Below are 13,962 nucleotides of genomic sequence, written 5' to 3' on the forward strand. Positions count from 1 at the left end.
GACAAGGTTCCATCATGAGTTATGACCGCGTGTCCCCCGGCAAGAAGCTGCCGGAAGACTTCAATGTGATCATCGAGATCCCCATGAACGCCGACCCGGTGAAGTACGAGGTCGACAAGGAATCGGGCGCGATCTTCGTCGACCGCTTCATGCTGACGGCCATGCACTACCCGTGCAACTACGGCTATATCCCGCAAACGCTGTCGGAAGACGGCGACCCCGCCGACGTGCTGGTGCTGACCCCGTTCCCCATCCAGATCGGCGCCGTGGTGCGCTGCCGCGCCATCGGCGTGCTGGAAATGGACGACGAGTCGGGTGGCGACGCCAAGCTGCTGGCCGTGCCGATCGAAAAGCTCTACCCCCCGTACCGCAACATCAAGTCGTACGAAGACCTGCCGGCCGAAGACACGGCCCGCATCCAGCACTTCTTCGAGCACTACAAGGACCTGGAAAAGGGCAAGTGGGTCAAGGTCAAGGGCTGGAAGGGCGTTGACGCCGCCCACGAGGAAATCCTCAAGAGCGCCGAGCGCTACAACAAGGGCTGATCAGGCCTTGCGCCGCGCCGGTGTCGCACCGGCGGGCGCCTTCAGGCGGCGCGGCCGCGACGGCATGATGCCGATCGCCGCCGCGCCGTTGTCTTGCAGGCCCTGCAGATTCTGCGTCACCTGCGCCGCCGCCTCCTGAATGCGTTCCTGCAGCAGCGCCAGCCGCTTGGCGGGCGTGCGTGCCTCGGCGGCGATGAACACCAGGCTGCCCACCACCTTCTGGTCGGGCGTGAAGATCGCCGAGCCGATCCCCATCAGGCCCGGGTCGACCTCGCCGTGCGACACGCACACGCCGGCTGCGCGCAGCCGTTTGATGTTGGCGCGGAACGCATCCCAGTCCTCGCCCAGCCCGGCCTCGCGGATTTCGGCGGCGTGCCACAGCATCAGGTTGCGCAACTGGTAAGGCGGCAGATTGGCCAGGATGGGCTTGGCGGTGGCGCCGCGGAACATGGGGAAGGGGCGGCCGCGCGCGTAGCTGGATTCGATGGAATGGTCGGTCCAGTAGCGGTCTACGCACATGACTTTGTCGCCGTAGTAGCTGCACAACATCAGGTTGGCGTTGAGTTCGTCGCCCGTGGCGCGCATGACGTCGCGGGCCGCGCGCATCAGCGGGTCGTGCTGGCGCAGGTGCCGGTCCAGCTCGATGATGCGCGAGCCGAGCACGTAGGCGCCGCCGGCGGTCGGCGCCAGCAGGCCGCTTTCGGTGAGTGACTTGAGATAGCGGTAGGCGGTGGCGCGCGAGCACTCCAGATGCGCCATGACGTCCTCCTGGAACGCGGCGGTGGTGTCGTCGCGGAAGAGGTCGAGGATGGACAACATGCGATCGGGAGTGCTCATTGCTGCTGACGCGCCTAGTGAATGTGGAAGCCGCCGTTGACGTCGACCACGATGCCGGTTGAGTAGGAGGACAGGTCCGAGGCCAGGAACAGAATGGCCTGCGCCACTTCGGCCGGGGAGCCGAAGCGTTGCAGCGGAATGCCCTGTTTGAGTTCTTGTTCCCAATTTTCGCCGAATTTGCCGAGCGTCATGTCGGTCTCGATGATGCCCGGCGCCACGCAGTTGGCGCGCACGCCGCGCGGGCCCAGTTCGCGCGCCAGCGCCTTGGTGAAACTGATCACGCCGCCCTTGGAGGCGGCATAGTGCGAACCGCCCAGCAGGCCGCCGCCGCGCAGGGCGGCGGTCGACCCCAGGTTGACGATGGCCGGGCGTCGCCCGCTTTCCAGCAACTGGGGCAGGGCGGCGCGCGTCACGTTGTACGTGCCGGTCAGGTTGACGTCGATCATGCGGCGGAACTCGTCCTCGGGCAGGTCCCAGATGCGGGTCGCGGCGACGATGCCGGCGTTGTTCACCAGCACGTCGATGCCGCCCAGCGCCCGCGCCGCCTGCGCCACGGCCTGCTCGCAGGAGGCGCTGCTCGACACGTCGCAGTGCAGATTGACGCGGCCGCCGGCGAGGCCGGCGTCGGCGTGGTCGGGATAATCGCGGTCCAGCACCGCGACGCTGGCGCCTTGCGCCAGGAATTGCGCGACGATGGCGGCGCCGATGCCACGGGGGTTGGCGCCCCCCGTGACGACGGCGCGCTTGCCTGCCAGCAGGCCGGGCGCGCCGCCGCTCATGGCTTCACCAGCGCGCAACCGCCCTGGTCCAGCGGACGGAACGCCTGTTCGGCTGGGATCTTGCGAACCAGCTTGTAGTAGTCCCAGTCGCGCTTGGATTCCGACGGCTTCTTCACCTGGAACAGGTACAGGTCGCGCATCACGCGTCCGTCCTCGCGGATGCGGCCGTTCTCGGTCATGAAGTCGTTGATGGGCGTTTCGTGCATCTTCTTGAGCACCGCCTCCGAGGCGTCGGTGCCGGCCGCCTTGATCGCGTTCAGGTAGTGCAGGGTGGCGCTGTAGTTGCTGGCCTGCACCATCGACGGCATGCGGCCGGTGCGTTTGAAATAACGCTCGGACCACTGGCGCGCCTTGTCGTCCTGGTCCCAATAGAACGGCTCGACCAGGTTCAGCCCCTGCGCGTATTCCAGCCCGACGCTGCGCACGTCGACGATGCTCATGAAGAGCGCGGCCACGCGCTGCTTGCTGCCCATGATGCCGAACTCGAAGGCCTGCTTGATGCTGTTGATGGTGTCGCCGCTGCCGTTGGCCAGGCCGATCACCTGGGCCTTGGAGGCCTGCGCCTGCAGCAGGAACGACGAGAAGTCGGCGCTGGCGATGGGGTGGCGCACGCTGCCGACCACCTGGCCGCCCTTGGCCTTGACCACCGCCATGGCGTCGCGTTCGAGTGAATGGCCGAAGGCATAGTCGGAGGTGATGAAGAACCAGCTCTTGCCGCCGTCTTCCATGACGCCGCTGGCCACGCCGGTGGCGTAGGCGTAGGTGTCGTAGGTCCAGTGCATGCCGTTGGGCGAGCAGGCCTTGCCGGTCAGGTCGGCCGAGCCGGCGCTGGTGAAGATCACCACGCGCTTCATCTGGCGGGTCAGGTCCTGCACCGCCAGCGCGATGGCCGAGTTCGGCACGTCCAGGATCAGGTCGACCTTTTCGTTCTCGTACCAGCGCCGCGCGATCGAGACGCCGATGTCCACCTTGTTCTGGTGGTCGGCGGACACCACCTCGATGGGTTTGCCCAGCACCTTGCCGCCGAAATCCTCGACGGCCATCTTCACGGCCTCGACGCCGAACTTGCCGGACAGGTCGGCCATCATGCCGGACTGGTCGCCCAGCACGCCGATCTTGACGACGTCGTCGGATACCTGGGCCTGGGCCGACAGTGAAACGGCGCCCAGCGCGCAGGCGGCCAGGCAATGCTTGAAACGGATCTTCATGGTTTTGTCTCCTCGGGGGCTTGTATCTTGGCGCGCCGCCCTGTGCCGGGCGGTCGCGCGGGGTCTTGCCGGGGCGTGCCTATTCCAGCGTCTGGCCGGCGTAGGCGTCGATGAACAGGTTGGGTTTCAGGAAGAAGCTCAGCACCAGCGCGCCATGCGGAGCCCGGGCCACGTGGCGGTTGCCGCGCGGGCGCCAGACGTAGTCGCCGGCGCGCACTTCGCCTTCGGCGTCGACGATCGAGCCTTCCAGCACATAGGTCTGCTCGACCTCGACATGTTCATGCAGCGGCAGCTCGGTGCCGGGTTGCCAGCGGAACAGCGCGGTCAGCAGGCCGGACTCCTTGTCCTGCATCAGCACCTTCATGTCGATGCCTTCGACCTGCGTGGGCTTCCACGGCAGTTCATCCACTTTCAGGAAGCGCGATGCCAGTGGCGGCAGCGCGTTGGCCGCAGGGCAGCCAGGGGTTTCGAGGGCCATGATGTCTCCTAGCCAAAACTCGTTATGGAAGAAAAACTAAAAATCTTGTTATTGAGTGTTTAAAAATAGTCGCGTATATTGAGATTTATGTCAATCACGTTTTCCTGCAGGGACGGCGGATCGACACGAGCCGGGCCAGGGATGCCGAGCCTCGGGAAGCCTTTCCCGACGCGGATGTTCCGAGAGATCCGGCGCCTATAAGACAAGGAGACAAGCTTGAATCAGGACTATCTGGGCCAGACCTTCGGGTTGGCCGGGCGCACGGCGCTGGTGACGGGGGGCGCGCGCGGGCTGGGGTATGCGATCGCCGCCGGCCTGGGCCGGGCGGGCGGACGCGTGGTGATCAACGATCTGTCGCAGGCCGCCTGCGACGCCGCTTGCGCGCAACTGGCCGCGGCCGGCATCCCGGCGCGCAGCGCGGTGTTCGACGTGGCCGACGGCGCCGCCGTGGCCGCGGCCATCGCGCAACTGGAAAGCGATGGCGTGGCCATCGACGTGCTGGTCAGCAATGCCGGCAACCAGAACCGCAAACCGGTGGTCGAGATGGCGCCCGCCGAATGGCAGGCGCTGCAGAACGTGCACGTGAATGGCGCTTTCCATTGCGCCCGCGCGGTGCTGCCGGCGATGGCGGCGCGCGGCTTCGGCCGCATCGTGCTGATGTCATCCGTCGCCGGCCAGGCCACCATGCCGAACATCGCGGCCTACGCCACCGCCAAGGGCGCCATCGCGGCGTTTACCCGCGCGCTGGCGGTCGAGTATGGCGGCCAGGGCATCACCTGCAACGCATTGGCGCCGGGCTTCGTGCGCACCGACTTCACCCAGGGGCTGCAGGACAATCCGCAGTTCCAGTCGTTCCTGTCGACGGCGGTGCCGGTGGGGCGCTGGGCCACGCCTGAGGACATCGCGCCGGCGGTGGTGTACCTGGCTTCGCCGGGGGCTTCGTTCGTCAATGGCCACGTGTTGGCGATCGACGGCGGCCTGCTGGCCCGCATGTAGGAGGACGGCCATGAGCACCCAAGCGGTTCTGTCCGCCCAGGGGCTGGTCAAGCGGTTCGGCGGCTTCAATGCCGTCGACGGCGTGTCCCTGGCCCTGCGGGAAGGTTCCATTCATGCCTTGATCGGCCCCAACGGCGCCGGCAAGACCACCTGCTTCAACCTGCTGACCAAGTTCCTGACGCCCGACCAGGGCGCAATCCATTATCGCGGCCGCGACATCACCGCGCTGGCGCCTGAGCAGATCGCGCGCCTGGGCATCGTGCGCTCGTTCCAGATTTCGGCGGTGTTCCTGGGGCTGACCGTGCTGCAGAACATGCGCGTGGCGCTGATGCGCCAGCATGGCGACGGGATGCGGTTCTGGCGCAGCCGTCGCAGTGTCGATCGCCTCAACGACCAGGGCCTGGCCCTGCTGGAGGCGGTCGGTCTGGCGGGCCTGGCCGACACCACGGCGGCCCTGTTGCCCTACGGCCGCAAGCGGGCGCTGGAAATCGCCATGACGCTGGCCCTGGAGCCTGAAGTGATGCTGCTGGACGAGCCGATGGCCGGCCTCGGCCAGGAAGACGTGGCGCGTATCGCGGCGCTGATCCGGCGCGTGTCGGCCAATCGCAGCATCCTGATGGTGGAGCACAACCTGTCGGTGGTCGCCGACCTATCCGACACCATCACGGTGCTGGCGCGCGGCGCGGTGCTGGCGCAGGGCGACTACGCCACGGTATCGCGCGATGAGCGCGTCATTACCGCCTATATGGGCGCTGAAGAGGGGGACGACTGATGCTGTCGATCAAGGACCTCAACGCCTGGTATGGCGAATCGCATGTGCTGCACGGCGTCGACATCGACGTGCGGCGCGGCGAACTGGTCACGATCCTGGGCCGCAACGGCGCGGGCAAGACCACCACGCTGCGCGCCGTCATGGGCATCCTGGACAAGCGCCGCGGCTCGATCCTGTTGAATGGCCAGGAAACCGTGGGCATGGCGCCGCACCGCATCCCGCGGCTGGGCGTGGTGTATTGCCCGGAGGAACGGGCGGTGTTCCGCAGCCTGGACGTGACCGAGAACCTGCTGCTGCCGCCGCGCCTGGCCGACGGCGGCATGTCGCTGGATGAGATCTACACCCTGTTTCCCAACCTGCGCGAACGCAGCGGCAGCTCTGGCGGCAACCTGTCGGGCGGCGAGCAGCAGATGCTGGCGATCGCCCGCATCCTGCGCACCGGCGCCCAGTTGATCCTGCTGGACGAGCCCACCGAGGGGTTGGCGCCGGTGATCGTGCAGCAGATCGGGCAGGCCATCCGCACGCTCAAGGAGCGCGGCTTCACCATCGTGCTGGTCGAGCAGAATTTCCGCTTCGCCACCAAGGTGGCCGACCGCCACTACGTGATGGAGCATGGCCGCGTGGTCGACCAATTGTCGGCGCAAGAGGCGCGCAACGATCCCGAGCGGATCGCGCGCCGCCTGGGCGTCTGAGGGGAGAATCCTGTGTTCGAAATTTTTGGCGTGCCGTCCACGGCACTGTTCGGCCAGCTCCTGCTCGGCCTGATCAACGGTTCGTTCTACGCCTTGCTCTCGATCGGGCTGGCGGTGATCTTCGGCCTGTTGAACATCATCAACTTCGCCCATGGCGCGCAGTACACGGCGGGCGCGTTCCTGGCCTGGATGCTGCTGAACTACCTGGGCGTGAACTACTGGGCCGCGCTGGTGCTGGTGCCGCTCATCATGGCGGCGTTCGCCATCGTGGTCGAGCGCGTGCTGATCTCGCGCACCTACCGCATGGACCATCTGTACGGCTTGCTGCTGACCTTCGGGCTGGCGCTGCTGATTGAAGGTGGGCTGCGCCAGGCCTATGGCGTGTCGGGATTGCCATACACCATCCCCAAGGCGCTGACGGGCGGGGTCAACCTGGGCTTCATGTTCCTGCCGTGGTACCGCGGCTGGGCGGTGGTGGTGTCGCTGGTGCTGTGCCTGGCGGTGTGGGTGCTGATCGAGAAGACCCGGGTCGGCGCCATGCTGCGCGCGGCCACCGAGAACCCGACCATCGTGCGCTCGTTCGGCATCAACGTGCCGCTGTTGATCACGCTGACCTACGCGCTCGGCGTGGCGCTGGCGTCGGTGGCCGGCGTGATCGCCGCGCCCATCTACCAGGTCAGCCCGATGATGGGCTCGAACCTGGTGGTGGTGGTGTTCGCGGTGGTGGTGATCGGCGGCATGGGTTCCATCATGGGCGCCATCGTCAGCGGTTTCGGGCTGGGCATCATCGAGGGGCTGACCAAGGTGTTCTATCCGGAGGCCGCCAACCTGGCGATCTTCCTCATCATGGTGCTGGTGCTGCTGTGCAAGCCTGCCGGCCTGTTCGGCAAGCCGCTGCAGGTGCAGAACGTGCTGGCGGCCGAAGCCACGCGCGAACCGGTGCAACTGGGCCGTCGCGCCATGCGCTGGTGCATGGCGATCCTGGCGCTGGCTGCGCTGGCCGCGCCCTGGTTCGTCTATCCCACTTTCCTGATGAAGGTGCTGTGCTTCGCGCTGTTCGCCGCGGCGTTCAACCTGCTGGTGGGCTACGTCGGCCTGCTGTCGTTCGGCCATGCGGCCTTCTTCGGCGCGGCGGCCTATGCCACCGGCATTGTCATGAAGCTGCTGGGCGCCACGCCCGAACTTGGCCTGCTGGCCGGCGTGCTGACCGGCGGCCTGCTGGGACTGGCGTTCGGCGCCATCGCGATCCGGCGCCAGGGCATCTACTTCGCCATGATCACACTGGCGCTGTCGCAACTGGTGTACTTCATCGCGGTGCAGGCGGGTTTCACCGGCGGCGAGGACGGCCTGCAGAGCGTGCCGCGCGGCAAGCTGTTCGGTCTGGTCGACCTGGACAGCGTGATGCCGATGTATTACTTCACGCTGGCGGTGTTCGCGCTGGGATACGCCTTCGTGCTGCGGGTGTTGAACTCGCCGTTCGGCGAGGTGATCCGTTCCGTGCGCGACAACGAGCAACGGGCCCGCTCGCTGGGCTATTCGACGTCGCGCTACAAGCTGCTGGCGTTTACGTTGTCGGCCTCGGTGGCGGGGTTGGCCGGCGGGCTCAAGGTGCTGGTGTTCGGCGTGGCCTCGCTGACCGACGTGCACTGGCACGCCAACGGCGAAGTGGTGCTGATGGCGCTGCTGGGCGGCATTGGCACGGTGTTTGGTCCGCTGGCCGGCGCCTTCACCTTCGTGTCGCTGCAGAATTACCTGGCGCCGCTGGGCTCCTGGGTGCTGATCGTGCAGGGGGCTATCTTCATCCTGTGCGTCCTGTTGTTCCGCGACGGCATCATGGGGCTGGTGTCGCGCGCCTGGCTTGCCGTCGCCCGTTCGAAAAAGGAGTCGTGATGTTCCTGCATGTCGTAATGCTGCAATTGTCCGGCGCCGCCGATGCGCGCTTTCATGACCGGGTGCGGGGCTACTGCGACCGCATCCTGGCCGAATGCGACGGCGTGGCGGGCTATGCCTTCCGGCCCAACCAGGCCGGCCGTTCGGACGGACTGACCCACGCGGTGGTGGCGGCGTTCAGTGACGCCGCCGCCCACGACCGCTACCAGGTGTCGGCCGCCCACCAGGAAATGAAGGCCTACATGGCGGATTTCATCGAGCGCCTGGTGGTGTTCGATGGGGAAATCCCTACAATTTGCTGAATATTTCCGCCGTCCCGGAACGGGATACACTCGCGAATGATTTTTGCCATCGGACCGTTCCACCCGTCATAGGTTGATAGATCATGGACTACGTATTGCCTCCCCAGCCGCTGACCGCGGTTCCCGTTGCCGGCAGCGCCGCGCTGTTCCCGGTGCGCCGTGTCTACTGCGTCGGCCGCAACTACGCCGAGCACGCCAAGGAAATGGGCTTCACCGGCCGTGAAGATCCGTTCTTCTTCTGCAAGCCCGCCGACGCCGTGCTGAGCGTGGCCGACGGCGAAACCGGCAAGATGCCGTATCCGCCCAAGACCTCCAACCTGCACTACGAAATGGAGCTGGTGGTGGTGCTGGGCAAGGGCGGCCGCGATATCCCGGTGGAACAGGCCAACGACTGCGTCTGGGGTTACGCCCTTGGCCTGGACATGACCCGCCGCGATCTGCAGGGCGAGATGAAGAAGCAAGGCCGTCCCTGGGAAGTGGGCAAGGCCTTCGATCTGTCGGCGCCGCTGGGCCCGATCCATCCGCGCAGCGTGGTCGGCACGCTCGACAAGGGCGCCATCTGGCTCGACGTCAATGGCCAGCGCAAGCAGGCCAGCGACATCTCGCAGATGATCTGGAACGTGCCGGAAAGCATCGCCTACCTGTCGGGCCTGTTCGAACTGCAGCCTGGCGACATCATCTTCACCGGCACGCCGGAAGGCGTTGGCGCCGTGGTGCAGGGCGATGTCATCACCGGCGGCGTTGAGGGACTGGGTGAACTGCGGGTGCAGATCGTTTAAAGTACGCCCCGGAATCTTTTCCCCACATTTCAGGAGCGCAGCATGCGCAGCAAGATCGTGCTGACCGCCTTCGTCGTGTTCGGCTTCGTACTCGCCGGTTGCAATACCGTGGCGGGCATGGGCAAGGACATGTCGCGGGCCGGCAACGCCATCACCAACGCCGCCGACAAATAATCGTCAGGCACCGGTGATAAAAAAGCCCCTTGATCGCTCAAGGGGCTTTTTCTTTGGAGACGCCGTCCCGGGGAGGCGGCGTCCGCCCACGGCGGTGGGCGCGGCGTGGAGACTCAGCCGCGAGGGTTCACAGCACGTCCCCGGCGTAGTCCGCCAGGCGCGAGCGCTCGCCGCGCTGCAAGGTTACGTGGCCCGAATGCGGCCAGCCCTTGAAGCGGTCGACCACGAACGTCAGGCCCGAACTGCCTTCGGTCAGGTACGGCGTGTCGATCTGGGCGATGTTGCCCAGGCAGATCACCTTGGTGCCGGGGCCGGCGCGCGTCACCAGCGTCTTCATCTGCTTGGGCGTCAGGTTCTGGGCCTCGTCGATGATCAGGTACTTGTTCAGGAAGGTGCGCCCGCGCATGAAGTTCAGCGACTTGACCTTGATGCGCGACCGGATCAGGTCCATGGTGGCGGCGCGCCCCCAGTCGCCATTGCCTTCGCCTTCGCCCATGTTCAGCACGTCGAGGTTGTCTTCCAGCGCGCCCATCCAGGGGAGCATCTTCTCTTCCTCGGTGCCGGGCAGGAAGCCGATGTCTTCACCAACGGGCACCGTGACGCGGGTCATGATGATCTCGGTGTAGCGCTTGGTCTCCAGCACCTGGGTGATGCCGGCCGCCAGCGCCAGAAGCGTCTTGCCCGTGCCCGCCTGGCCCAGCAGCGACACGAAGTCGCATTCCGGGTTCATCAGCAGGTTCATGGCGAAGTTCTGCTCGCGGTTGCGCGCGGTGATGCCCCAGACGTTGTTCTTGCCGTGGGTGTAGTCGCGCAGCGTCGCCAGCACCGCCATCTTGCCGCTGACCTCGCGCACCTGGGCGTACAGCGGCATCTGGCCTTCGAAGTAGACGAACTGGTTGACCACGAACTGCGAACACAGCGGGCCGTGGATGCGGTAGAAGGTGGTGCCGCCCTGTTGCCAGGACTCGACGTCCTTGCCGTGCTTGTTCCAGAAATCCTCGGGCAACTGCATCACGCCCGAGTACATCAGGTCCGAGTCTTCCAGGACGTGGTCGTTGAAGTAGTCTTCCGCGGCCATGCCCAGCGCGCGCGCCTTCAGGCGCATGTTGATGTCCTTGGACACCAGCACGACTTCACGCTGCGGGTATTTTTCCTGCAGAGCGCGCACCACGCCCAGGATCTGGTTGTCGGCCTTGCCCATGGGCAGGTCCGACGGCAGGGTGCTGTGGATGGCGGTGGTCTGGAACATCAGGCGCCCGGTGGCGTCCTTGTTGCCCAGCTTGGCCAGTTCCAGGCCTTCGTCCAGTTGGGTGGCGTCCTGCACCAGGGCGTCGAGCGAACGACTGACCTGGCGAGCGTTGCGCGCCACTTCGGACATGCCCTTTTTCTGGTGGTCCAGTTCTTCGAGCGTCATCATCGGCAGGAAGATGTCGTGCTCTTCGAAGCGGAACAGCGAGCTGGGGTCGTGCAGCAGCACGTTGGTGTCCAGCACGAACAGCTTGCGCGGCTCGTTCTGGGCGCGCGGCTTGGTGCGCTTGGCCGGGGTCGCGGCGGGCTTGGCCTGGCGCGCCTGGGCGCGCGGCGCCGGTGCGGCGGGGGCCGGCGGCGGCACCTGGCGGGCCGGGATCTGGGCCTTGCGGGCGGGAGGGGCCATGCCGTCGAGTTCGGGCTGGACCAGCAGCTCGTCCTCGTCGTCTTCGGCCAGGACGGCCTGGGTGTTCGACCGCGCAGCGGCGGTCTTGGTGCTGCGGGCCTGCGCCCGGGCGTTATCGCCCGAGGGGAAGGTCAGGATGGCTGCGGGGCGGGTGGGCAACTTCGGAAGCGGCATATGCGTCACTCTCCAGTATGGGCCGGCTATGGCACCTGACGGGTATTCCTGTGCACGGCTAACCGATGCTCTTGGCGGCCTGCAGGACTTCCTTGGCGTGGCCCGGGACCTTCACCCCGCGCCACTCCTGCACCAGCACGCCATAAGCGTCGATCAGAAAGGTGCTGCGCTCGATGCCGCGCACCTGTTTGCCGTACATGTTCTTCTGCTTGATGACGCCGTACAGATTGCACACGGTTTCGTCGGCGTCGGAGATGAGAGGGAAAGGAAGCTCGTACTTGGCCTTGAAGTTCTCGTGCGACTTCAGCGAATCGCGCGAGATTCCGACCACCACGGCGCTGGCCGACAGGAAGTCGGCGTGCAGGTCGCGGAAATCCTGGCTCTCGGTGGTGCAGCCAGGGGTGTTGTCCTTGGGATAGAAGTACAGGATCACGGCGCGACCCTGGCACTGCTCCAGGCTGATCGGCCCGATGGTGCTTTCAGCGGTGAACAGCGGGGCGGGCTTGCCGATGATGGGCATCATCATGTCTGGGGGTCTCCGTTGGGGGGGATGAGGGCGACGACCACGCGCCGGCCCTCCGCCATCAGGATGTTGTAGGTGCGCGAGGCGGCGTGGGTGTCCATGATTTCCACGCCGATGCCGGCCGCCAACAGGGGACGCAGCACCTCGGGGCGCAGGAACTGTTGCCGGCCGCCCGTGCCGACCAGCAGCACTTCCGGCGCATTGGCCGGGCGGCTGGGGGTGGCTTCGGGTTCGTCCAGGAACGCCAACGGGTCGCGGACGGGTTCGGACAATCCGGCCGCCTGACGCAAGAGGGTGGGGGTGATGTCGGCCGGCGACTGAACGGGCCAAGGGGTAACTTCGCCTTCGGGGCCAAAAGCGACCGAGGAGGAAAAACGTACCTGGTTGACCTCGATATAACCGTCACCGTAGGCGGTGACGGTGTTCAGGGCGGCCGTCGCAGGATCGGTATGCAGCTTCAATAAATACTCCGGCTTTATGGCTCCGATAATAGCGCATCAGGATGGCCGTATGTTGCAAAGGGAATACCCCCACGCTTCACTCGCTGCGCTCGCTCTCTGCCCCCCGCGGGGAGGCTGCCCGCCGTTGGGGGCGGCCCGGCGGGAGGGCGGGCATTTTTGCCACCAAATTTGCCATCAAGCAGGCCCTATTTTTGTTCCATTTGCCGCCCAGGCGTCCTTGCGCTAGATTACAGGGTTTTGCTGCGCCGCAAACGTGTGCTGGCGCGGCTTTTGAGCCCGTTTCCCCTTCGCGCCCTCGCGCCCTGGATTTTTGCCCCTTCGCCCCCTAAGGATTCCCATCATGAGGAAGTTCTCTCGCATTGAGCGTTTGCCCCCGTACGTTTTCAACATTACCGGCGAGCTCAAGATGGCAGCCCGTCGGCGCGGCGAGGACATCATCGACATGTCGATGGGCAATCCGGACGGCGCCACTCCCAAGCACATCGTCGACAAGATGGTCGAGGCCACCATCCGCCCGACCACCCACGGCTACTCGGTGTCCAAGGGCATCCCGCGCCTGCGCAAGGCCATCTGCGACTGGTACCAGCGCCGCTATGCGGTCGAGTTCGACCCCGATTCCGAAGCCATCGTCACCATCGGCTCCAAGGAAGGCCTGGCGCACCTGATGCTGGCCACCCTGGACCGCGGCGACACGGTGCTGGTGCCCAACCCCAGCTACCCGATCCACATCTACGGCGCGGTCATCGCCGGCGCCAACATCCGCTCCGTGCGCATGACGCCGGGCGTGGACTTCTTCGAGGAACTCGAGCGCGCCGTGCGCGAATCGATTCCCAAGCCCAAGATGATGGTGCTGGGCTTCCCCAGCAACCCGACCGCCCAGTGCGTCGACCTGTCGTTCTTCGAGCGCGTGGTGGCCCTGGCCAAGGAACACGACATCCTGGTGGTGCACGACCTGGCCTATGCCGACATCACCTTCGACGGCTACGTCGCCCCCTCGATCATGCAGGTGCCCGGCGCGCGCGATGTCGCGGTCGAGTTCTTCACCATGAGCAAGAGCTACAACATGGCGGGCTGGCGCATCGGCTACATGGTCGGCAACCGCGAGCTGGTCGGCGCGCTGGCGCGCATCAAGAGCTATCACGACTACGGCACGTTCACGCCGATCCAGGTGGCTTCGATCGCCGCCCTGGACGGCCCGCAGGACTGCGTGAACGAGATCGTGGCGCAGTACCAAAGCCGCCGCGACGTGCTCGCGCGCGGTCTGCACGAAGCAGGTTGGAATGTGGAAATTCCCAAGGCGTCCATGTACATCTGGGCGCAGATCCCCGAACCCTACCGGGCGATGGGCTCTTTGGAGTTTGCCAAGCGCGTCCTGTCGGATGCGAAAGTGGCCGTGTCCCCCGGGATCGGCTTCGGCGAGTATGGCGACGAATACGTGCGCTTCGCTCTTATCGAAAACGAGCAGCGCACCCGCCAGGCGGTGCGCGGCATCAAGGATATGTTCCGCAAGGACGGCTATAGGTAAGGTCCCCCCCGAAGGTAGGCCCACCCCCGAAGCGCCTGCGGCGCTTCCCCCTCGAGGGGGCATGCCTGCGGACCGGCGGAGCCGGATCCGCGGCATCCCGATACGGGGGCAGCCGTTTTTTGCGTGGCTTGCGTGGCGTAGCGCCCGCATTATGGAGAAATGAAATGAATTCC

General features: G+C 65.9%; 16 protein-coding genes. 9 read left to right on the plus strand and 7 right to left on the minus strand.

Features of this window, described 5'->3' with window-relative positions:
- The first annotated feature begins 14 nt into the window (after positions 1-14).
- Entirely contained in the window at positions 15-545 is a 531-nt protein-coding gene (ppa, locus tag AAID08_RS08035; RefSeq protein ID WP_049072482.1) for an inorganic diphosphatase, read from the plus strand.
- Here ppa and AAID08_RS08040 read toward each other — a convergent pair whose 3' ends face one another.
- From AAID08_RS08040 to AAID08_RS08055, 4 genes are all read right to left on the minus strand, one after another.
- Positions 546-1,382, minus strand: coding sequence for an IclR family transcriptional regulator (locus tag AAID08_RS08040; protein WP_054501359.1), 837 nt, complete (start codon positions 1,380-1,382; stop codon positions 546-548).
- A 14-nt stretch (positions 1,383-1,396) separates the two neighbouring features.
- The gene (locus AAID08_RS08045; protein WP_064522681.1) at positions 1,397-2,161 is read right to left on the minus strand and encodes an SDR family NAD(P)-dependent oxidoreductase; all 765 of its coding nucleotides are present in this window, start codon (positions 2,159-2,161) and stop codon (positions 1,397-1,399) included.
- A complete protein-coding gene (locus AAID08_RS08050) occupies positions 2,158-3,369 on the minus strand; it encodes an ABC transporter substrate-binding protein (RefSeq protein ID WP_054501357.1) in 1,212 nt (403 codons plus the stop codon). The genes AAID08_RS08045 and AAID08_RS08050 overlap by 4 nt, the downstream gene beginning before the upstream one ends.
- Positions 3,370-3,448: 79 nt before the next feature.
- Positions 3,449-3,847: a cupin domain-containing protein gene (locus AAID08_RS08055; RefSeq protein WP_049072486.1), complete on the minus strand. Its 399-nt coding sequence runs from the start codon at positions 3,845-3,847 to the stop codon at positions 3,449-3,451.
- A gap of 216 nt (positions 3,848-4,063) precedes the next feature.
- Here AAID08_RS08055 and AAID08_RS08060 point away from each other — a divergent pair, with 216 nt between their 5' ends.
- The 7 genes from AAID08_RS08060 to AAID08_RS08090 all read left to right on the plus strand — a co-directional run bounded on the left by AAID08_RS08060 (position 4,064) and on the right by AAID08_RS08090 (position 9,452).
- Positions 4,064-4,843, plus strand: coding sequence for an SDR family NAD(P)-dependent oxidoreductase (locus AAID08_RS08060; protein WP_064522683.1), 780 nt, complete (start codon positions 4,064-4,066; stop codon positions 4,841-4,843).
- Positions 4,844-4,853: 10 nt separating this feature from the next.
- Entirely contained in the window at positions 4,854-5,615 is a 762-nt protein-coding gene (locus AAID08_RS08065; protein ID WP_054501355.1) for an ABC transporter ATP-binding protein, read from the plus strand.
- Positions 5,615-6,307 carry an ABC transporter ATP-binding protein gene (locus tag AAID08_RS08070; RefSeq protein WP_336235899.1) on the plus strand — a complete coding sequence of 231 codons (693 nt, stop codon included), beginning with the start codon at positions 5,615-5,617 and terminating at the stop codon, positions 6,305-6,307. Before AAID08_RS08065 ends, AAID08_RS08070 begins: the two co-directional genes overlap by 1 nt.
- A 12-nt stretch (positions 6,308-6,319) precedes the next feature.
- The gene (locus tag AAID08_RS08075; RefSeq protein ID WP_064522685.1) at positions 6,320-8,197 is read left to right on the plus strand and encodes an ABC transporter permease; all 1,878 of its coding nucleotides are present in this window, start codon (positions 6,320-6,322) and stop codon (positions 8,195-8,197) included.
- Positions 8,197-8,499 carry a Dabb family protein gene (locus tag AAID08_RS08080; protein WP_064522687.1) on the plus strand — a complete coding sequence of 101 codons (303 nt, stop codon included), beginning with the start codon at positions 8,197-8,199 and terminating at the stop codon, positions 8,497-8,499. The genes AAID08_RS08075 and AAID08_RS08080 overlap by 1 nt, the downstream gene beginning before the upstream one ends.
- 83 nt (positions 8,500-8,582) lie before the next feature.
- Positions 8,583-9,278, plus strand: a complete 696-nt coding sequence (locus AAID08_RS08085) for a fumarylacetoacetate hydrolase family protein (protein ID WP_054501351.1) — start codon at positions 8,583-8,585, stop codon at positions 9,276-9,278.
- Between the two features lie 42 nt (positions 9,279-9,320).
- Positions 9,321-9,452: an entericidin A/B family lipoprotein gene (locus tag AAID08_RS08090; protein WP_006388428.1), complete on the plus strand. Its 132-nt coding sequence runs from the start codon at positions 9,321-9,323 to the stop codon at positions 9,450-9,452.
- Between the two features lie 127 nt (positions 9,453-9,579).
- On the opposite strand, the gene AAID08_RS08095 is transcribed toward AAID08_RS08090, so the two are convergent.
- The 3 genes from AAID08_RS08095 to AAID08_RS08105 are packed head-to-tail and all read right to left on the minus strand — an operon-like array spanning position 9,580 to position 12,264.
- Entirely contained in the window at positions 9,580-11,280 is a 1,701-nt protein-coding gene (locus AAID08_RS08095; protein ID WP_064522689.1) for a PhoH family protein, read from the minus strand.
- A gap of 58 nt (positions 11,281-11,338) precedes the next feature.
- On the minus strand, positions 11,339-11,803 hold the full coding sequence (locus AAID08_RS08100) for a peroxiredoxin (protein ID WP_006388430.1): 465 nt from the start codon (positions 11,801-11,803) through the stop codon (positions 11,339-11,341).
- Positions 11,803-12,264 carry an Mth938-like domain-containing protein gene (locus AAID08_RS08105; RefSeq protein WP_006388431.1) on the minus strand — a complete coding sequence of 154 codons (462 nt, stop codon included), beginning with the start codon at positions 12,262-12,264 and terminating at the stop codon, positions 11,803-11,805. The genes AAID08_RS08100 and AAID08_RS08105 overlap by 1 nt, the downstream gene beginning before the upstream one ends.
- A gap of 340 nt (positions 12,265-12,604) precedes the next feature.
- On the opposite strand from AAID08_RS08105, the gene alaC reads away from it, so the two are divergent.
- Positions 12,605-13,789, plus strand: coding sequence for an alanine transaminase (alaC, locus tag AAID08_RS08110; protein ID WP_054417625.1), 1,185 nt, complete (start codon positions 12,605-12,607; stop codon positions 13,787-13,789).
- The last annotated feature ends 173 nt before the right edge of the window (positions 13,790-13,962 follow it).

Source organism: Achromobacter sp. EB05, from assembly GCF_044232075.1.
Classification (GTDB): Bacteria; Pseudomonadota; Gammaproteobacteria; order Burkholderiales; family Burkholderiaceae_B; genus Achromobacter; species Achromobacter dolens.

Excerpts from the sequence above, each read along its gene's own strand:
- ppa (WP_049072482.1), top strand. The coding sequence starts at position 15 with ATGAGTTATGACCGCGTGTCCCCCGGCAAGAAGCTGCCGGAAGACTTC.
- AAID08_RS08045 (WP_064522681.1), bottom strand. The coding sequence starts at position 2,161 with ATGAGCGGCGGCGCGCCCGGCCTGCTGGCAGGCAAGCGCGCCGTCGTC.
- AAID08_RS08040 (WP_054501359.1), bottom strand. The coding sequence starts at position 1,382 with ATGAGCACTCCCGATCGCATGTTGTCCATCCTCGACCTCTTCCGCGAC.
- AAID08_RS08050 (WP_054501357.1), bottom strand. The coding sequence starts at position 3,369 with ATGAAGATCCGTTTCAAGCATTGCCTGGCCGCCTGCGCGCTGGGCGCC.
- AAID08_RS08095 (WP_064522689.1), bottom strand. The coding sequence starts at position 11,280 with ATGCCGCTTCCGAAGTTGCCCACCCGCCCCGCAGCCATCCTGACCTTC.
- AAID08_RS08070 (WP_336235899.1), top strand. The coding sequence starts at position 5,615 with ATGCTGTCGATCAAGGACCTCAACGCCTGGTATGGCGAATCGCATGTG.
- AAID08_RS08090 (WP_006388428.1), top strand. The coding sequence starts at position 9,321 with ATGCGCAGCAAGATCGTGCTGACCGCCTTCGTCGTGTTCGGCTTCGTA.
- alaC (WP_054417625.1), top strand. The coding sequence starts at position 12,605 with ATGAGGAAGTTCTCTCGCATTGAGCGTTTGCCCCCGTACGTTTTCAAC.
- AAID08_RS08085 (WP_054501351.1), top strand. The coding sequence starts at position 8,583 with ATGGACTACGTATTGCCTCCCCAGCCGCTGACCGCGGTTCCCGTTGCC.
- AAID08_RS08080 (WP_064522687.1), top strand. The coding sequence starts at position 8,197 with ATGTTCCTGCATGTCGTAATGCTGCAATTGTCCGGCGCCGCCGATGCG.
- AAID08_RS08100 (WP_006388430.1), bottom strand. The coding sequence starts at position 11,803 with ATGATGCCCATCATCGGCAAGCCCGCCCCGCTGTTCACCGCTGAAAGC.
- AAID08_RS08055 (WP_049072486.1), bottom strand. The coding sequence starts at position 3,847 with ATGGCCCTCGAAACCCCTGGCTGCCCTGCGGCCAACGCGCTGCCGCCA.
- AAID08_RS08065 (WP_054501355.1), top strand. The coding sequence starts at position 4,854 with ATGAGCACCCAAGCGGTTCTGTCCGCCCAGGGGCTGGTCAAGCGGTTC.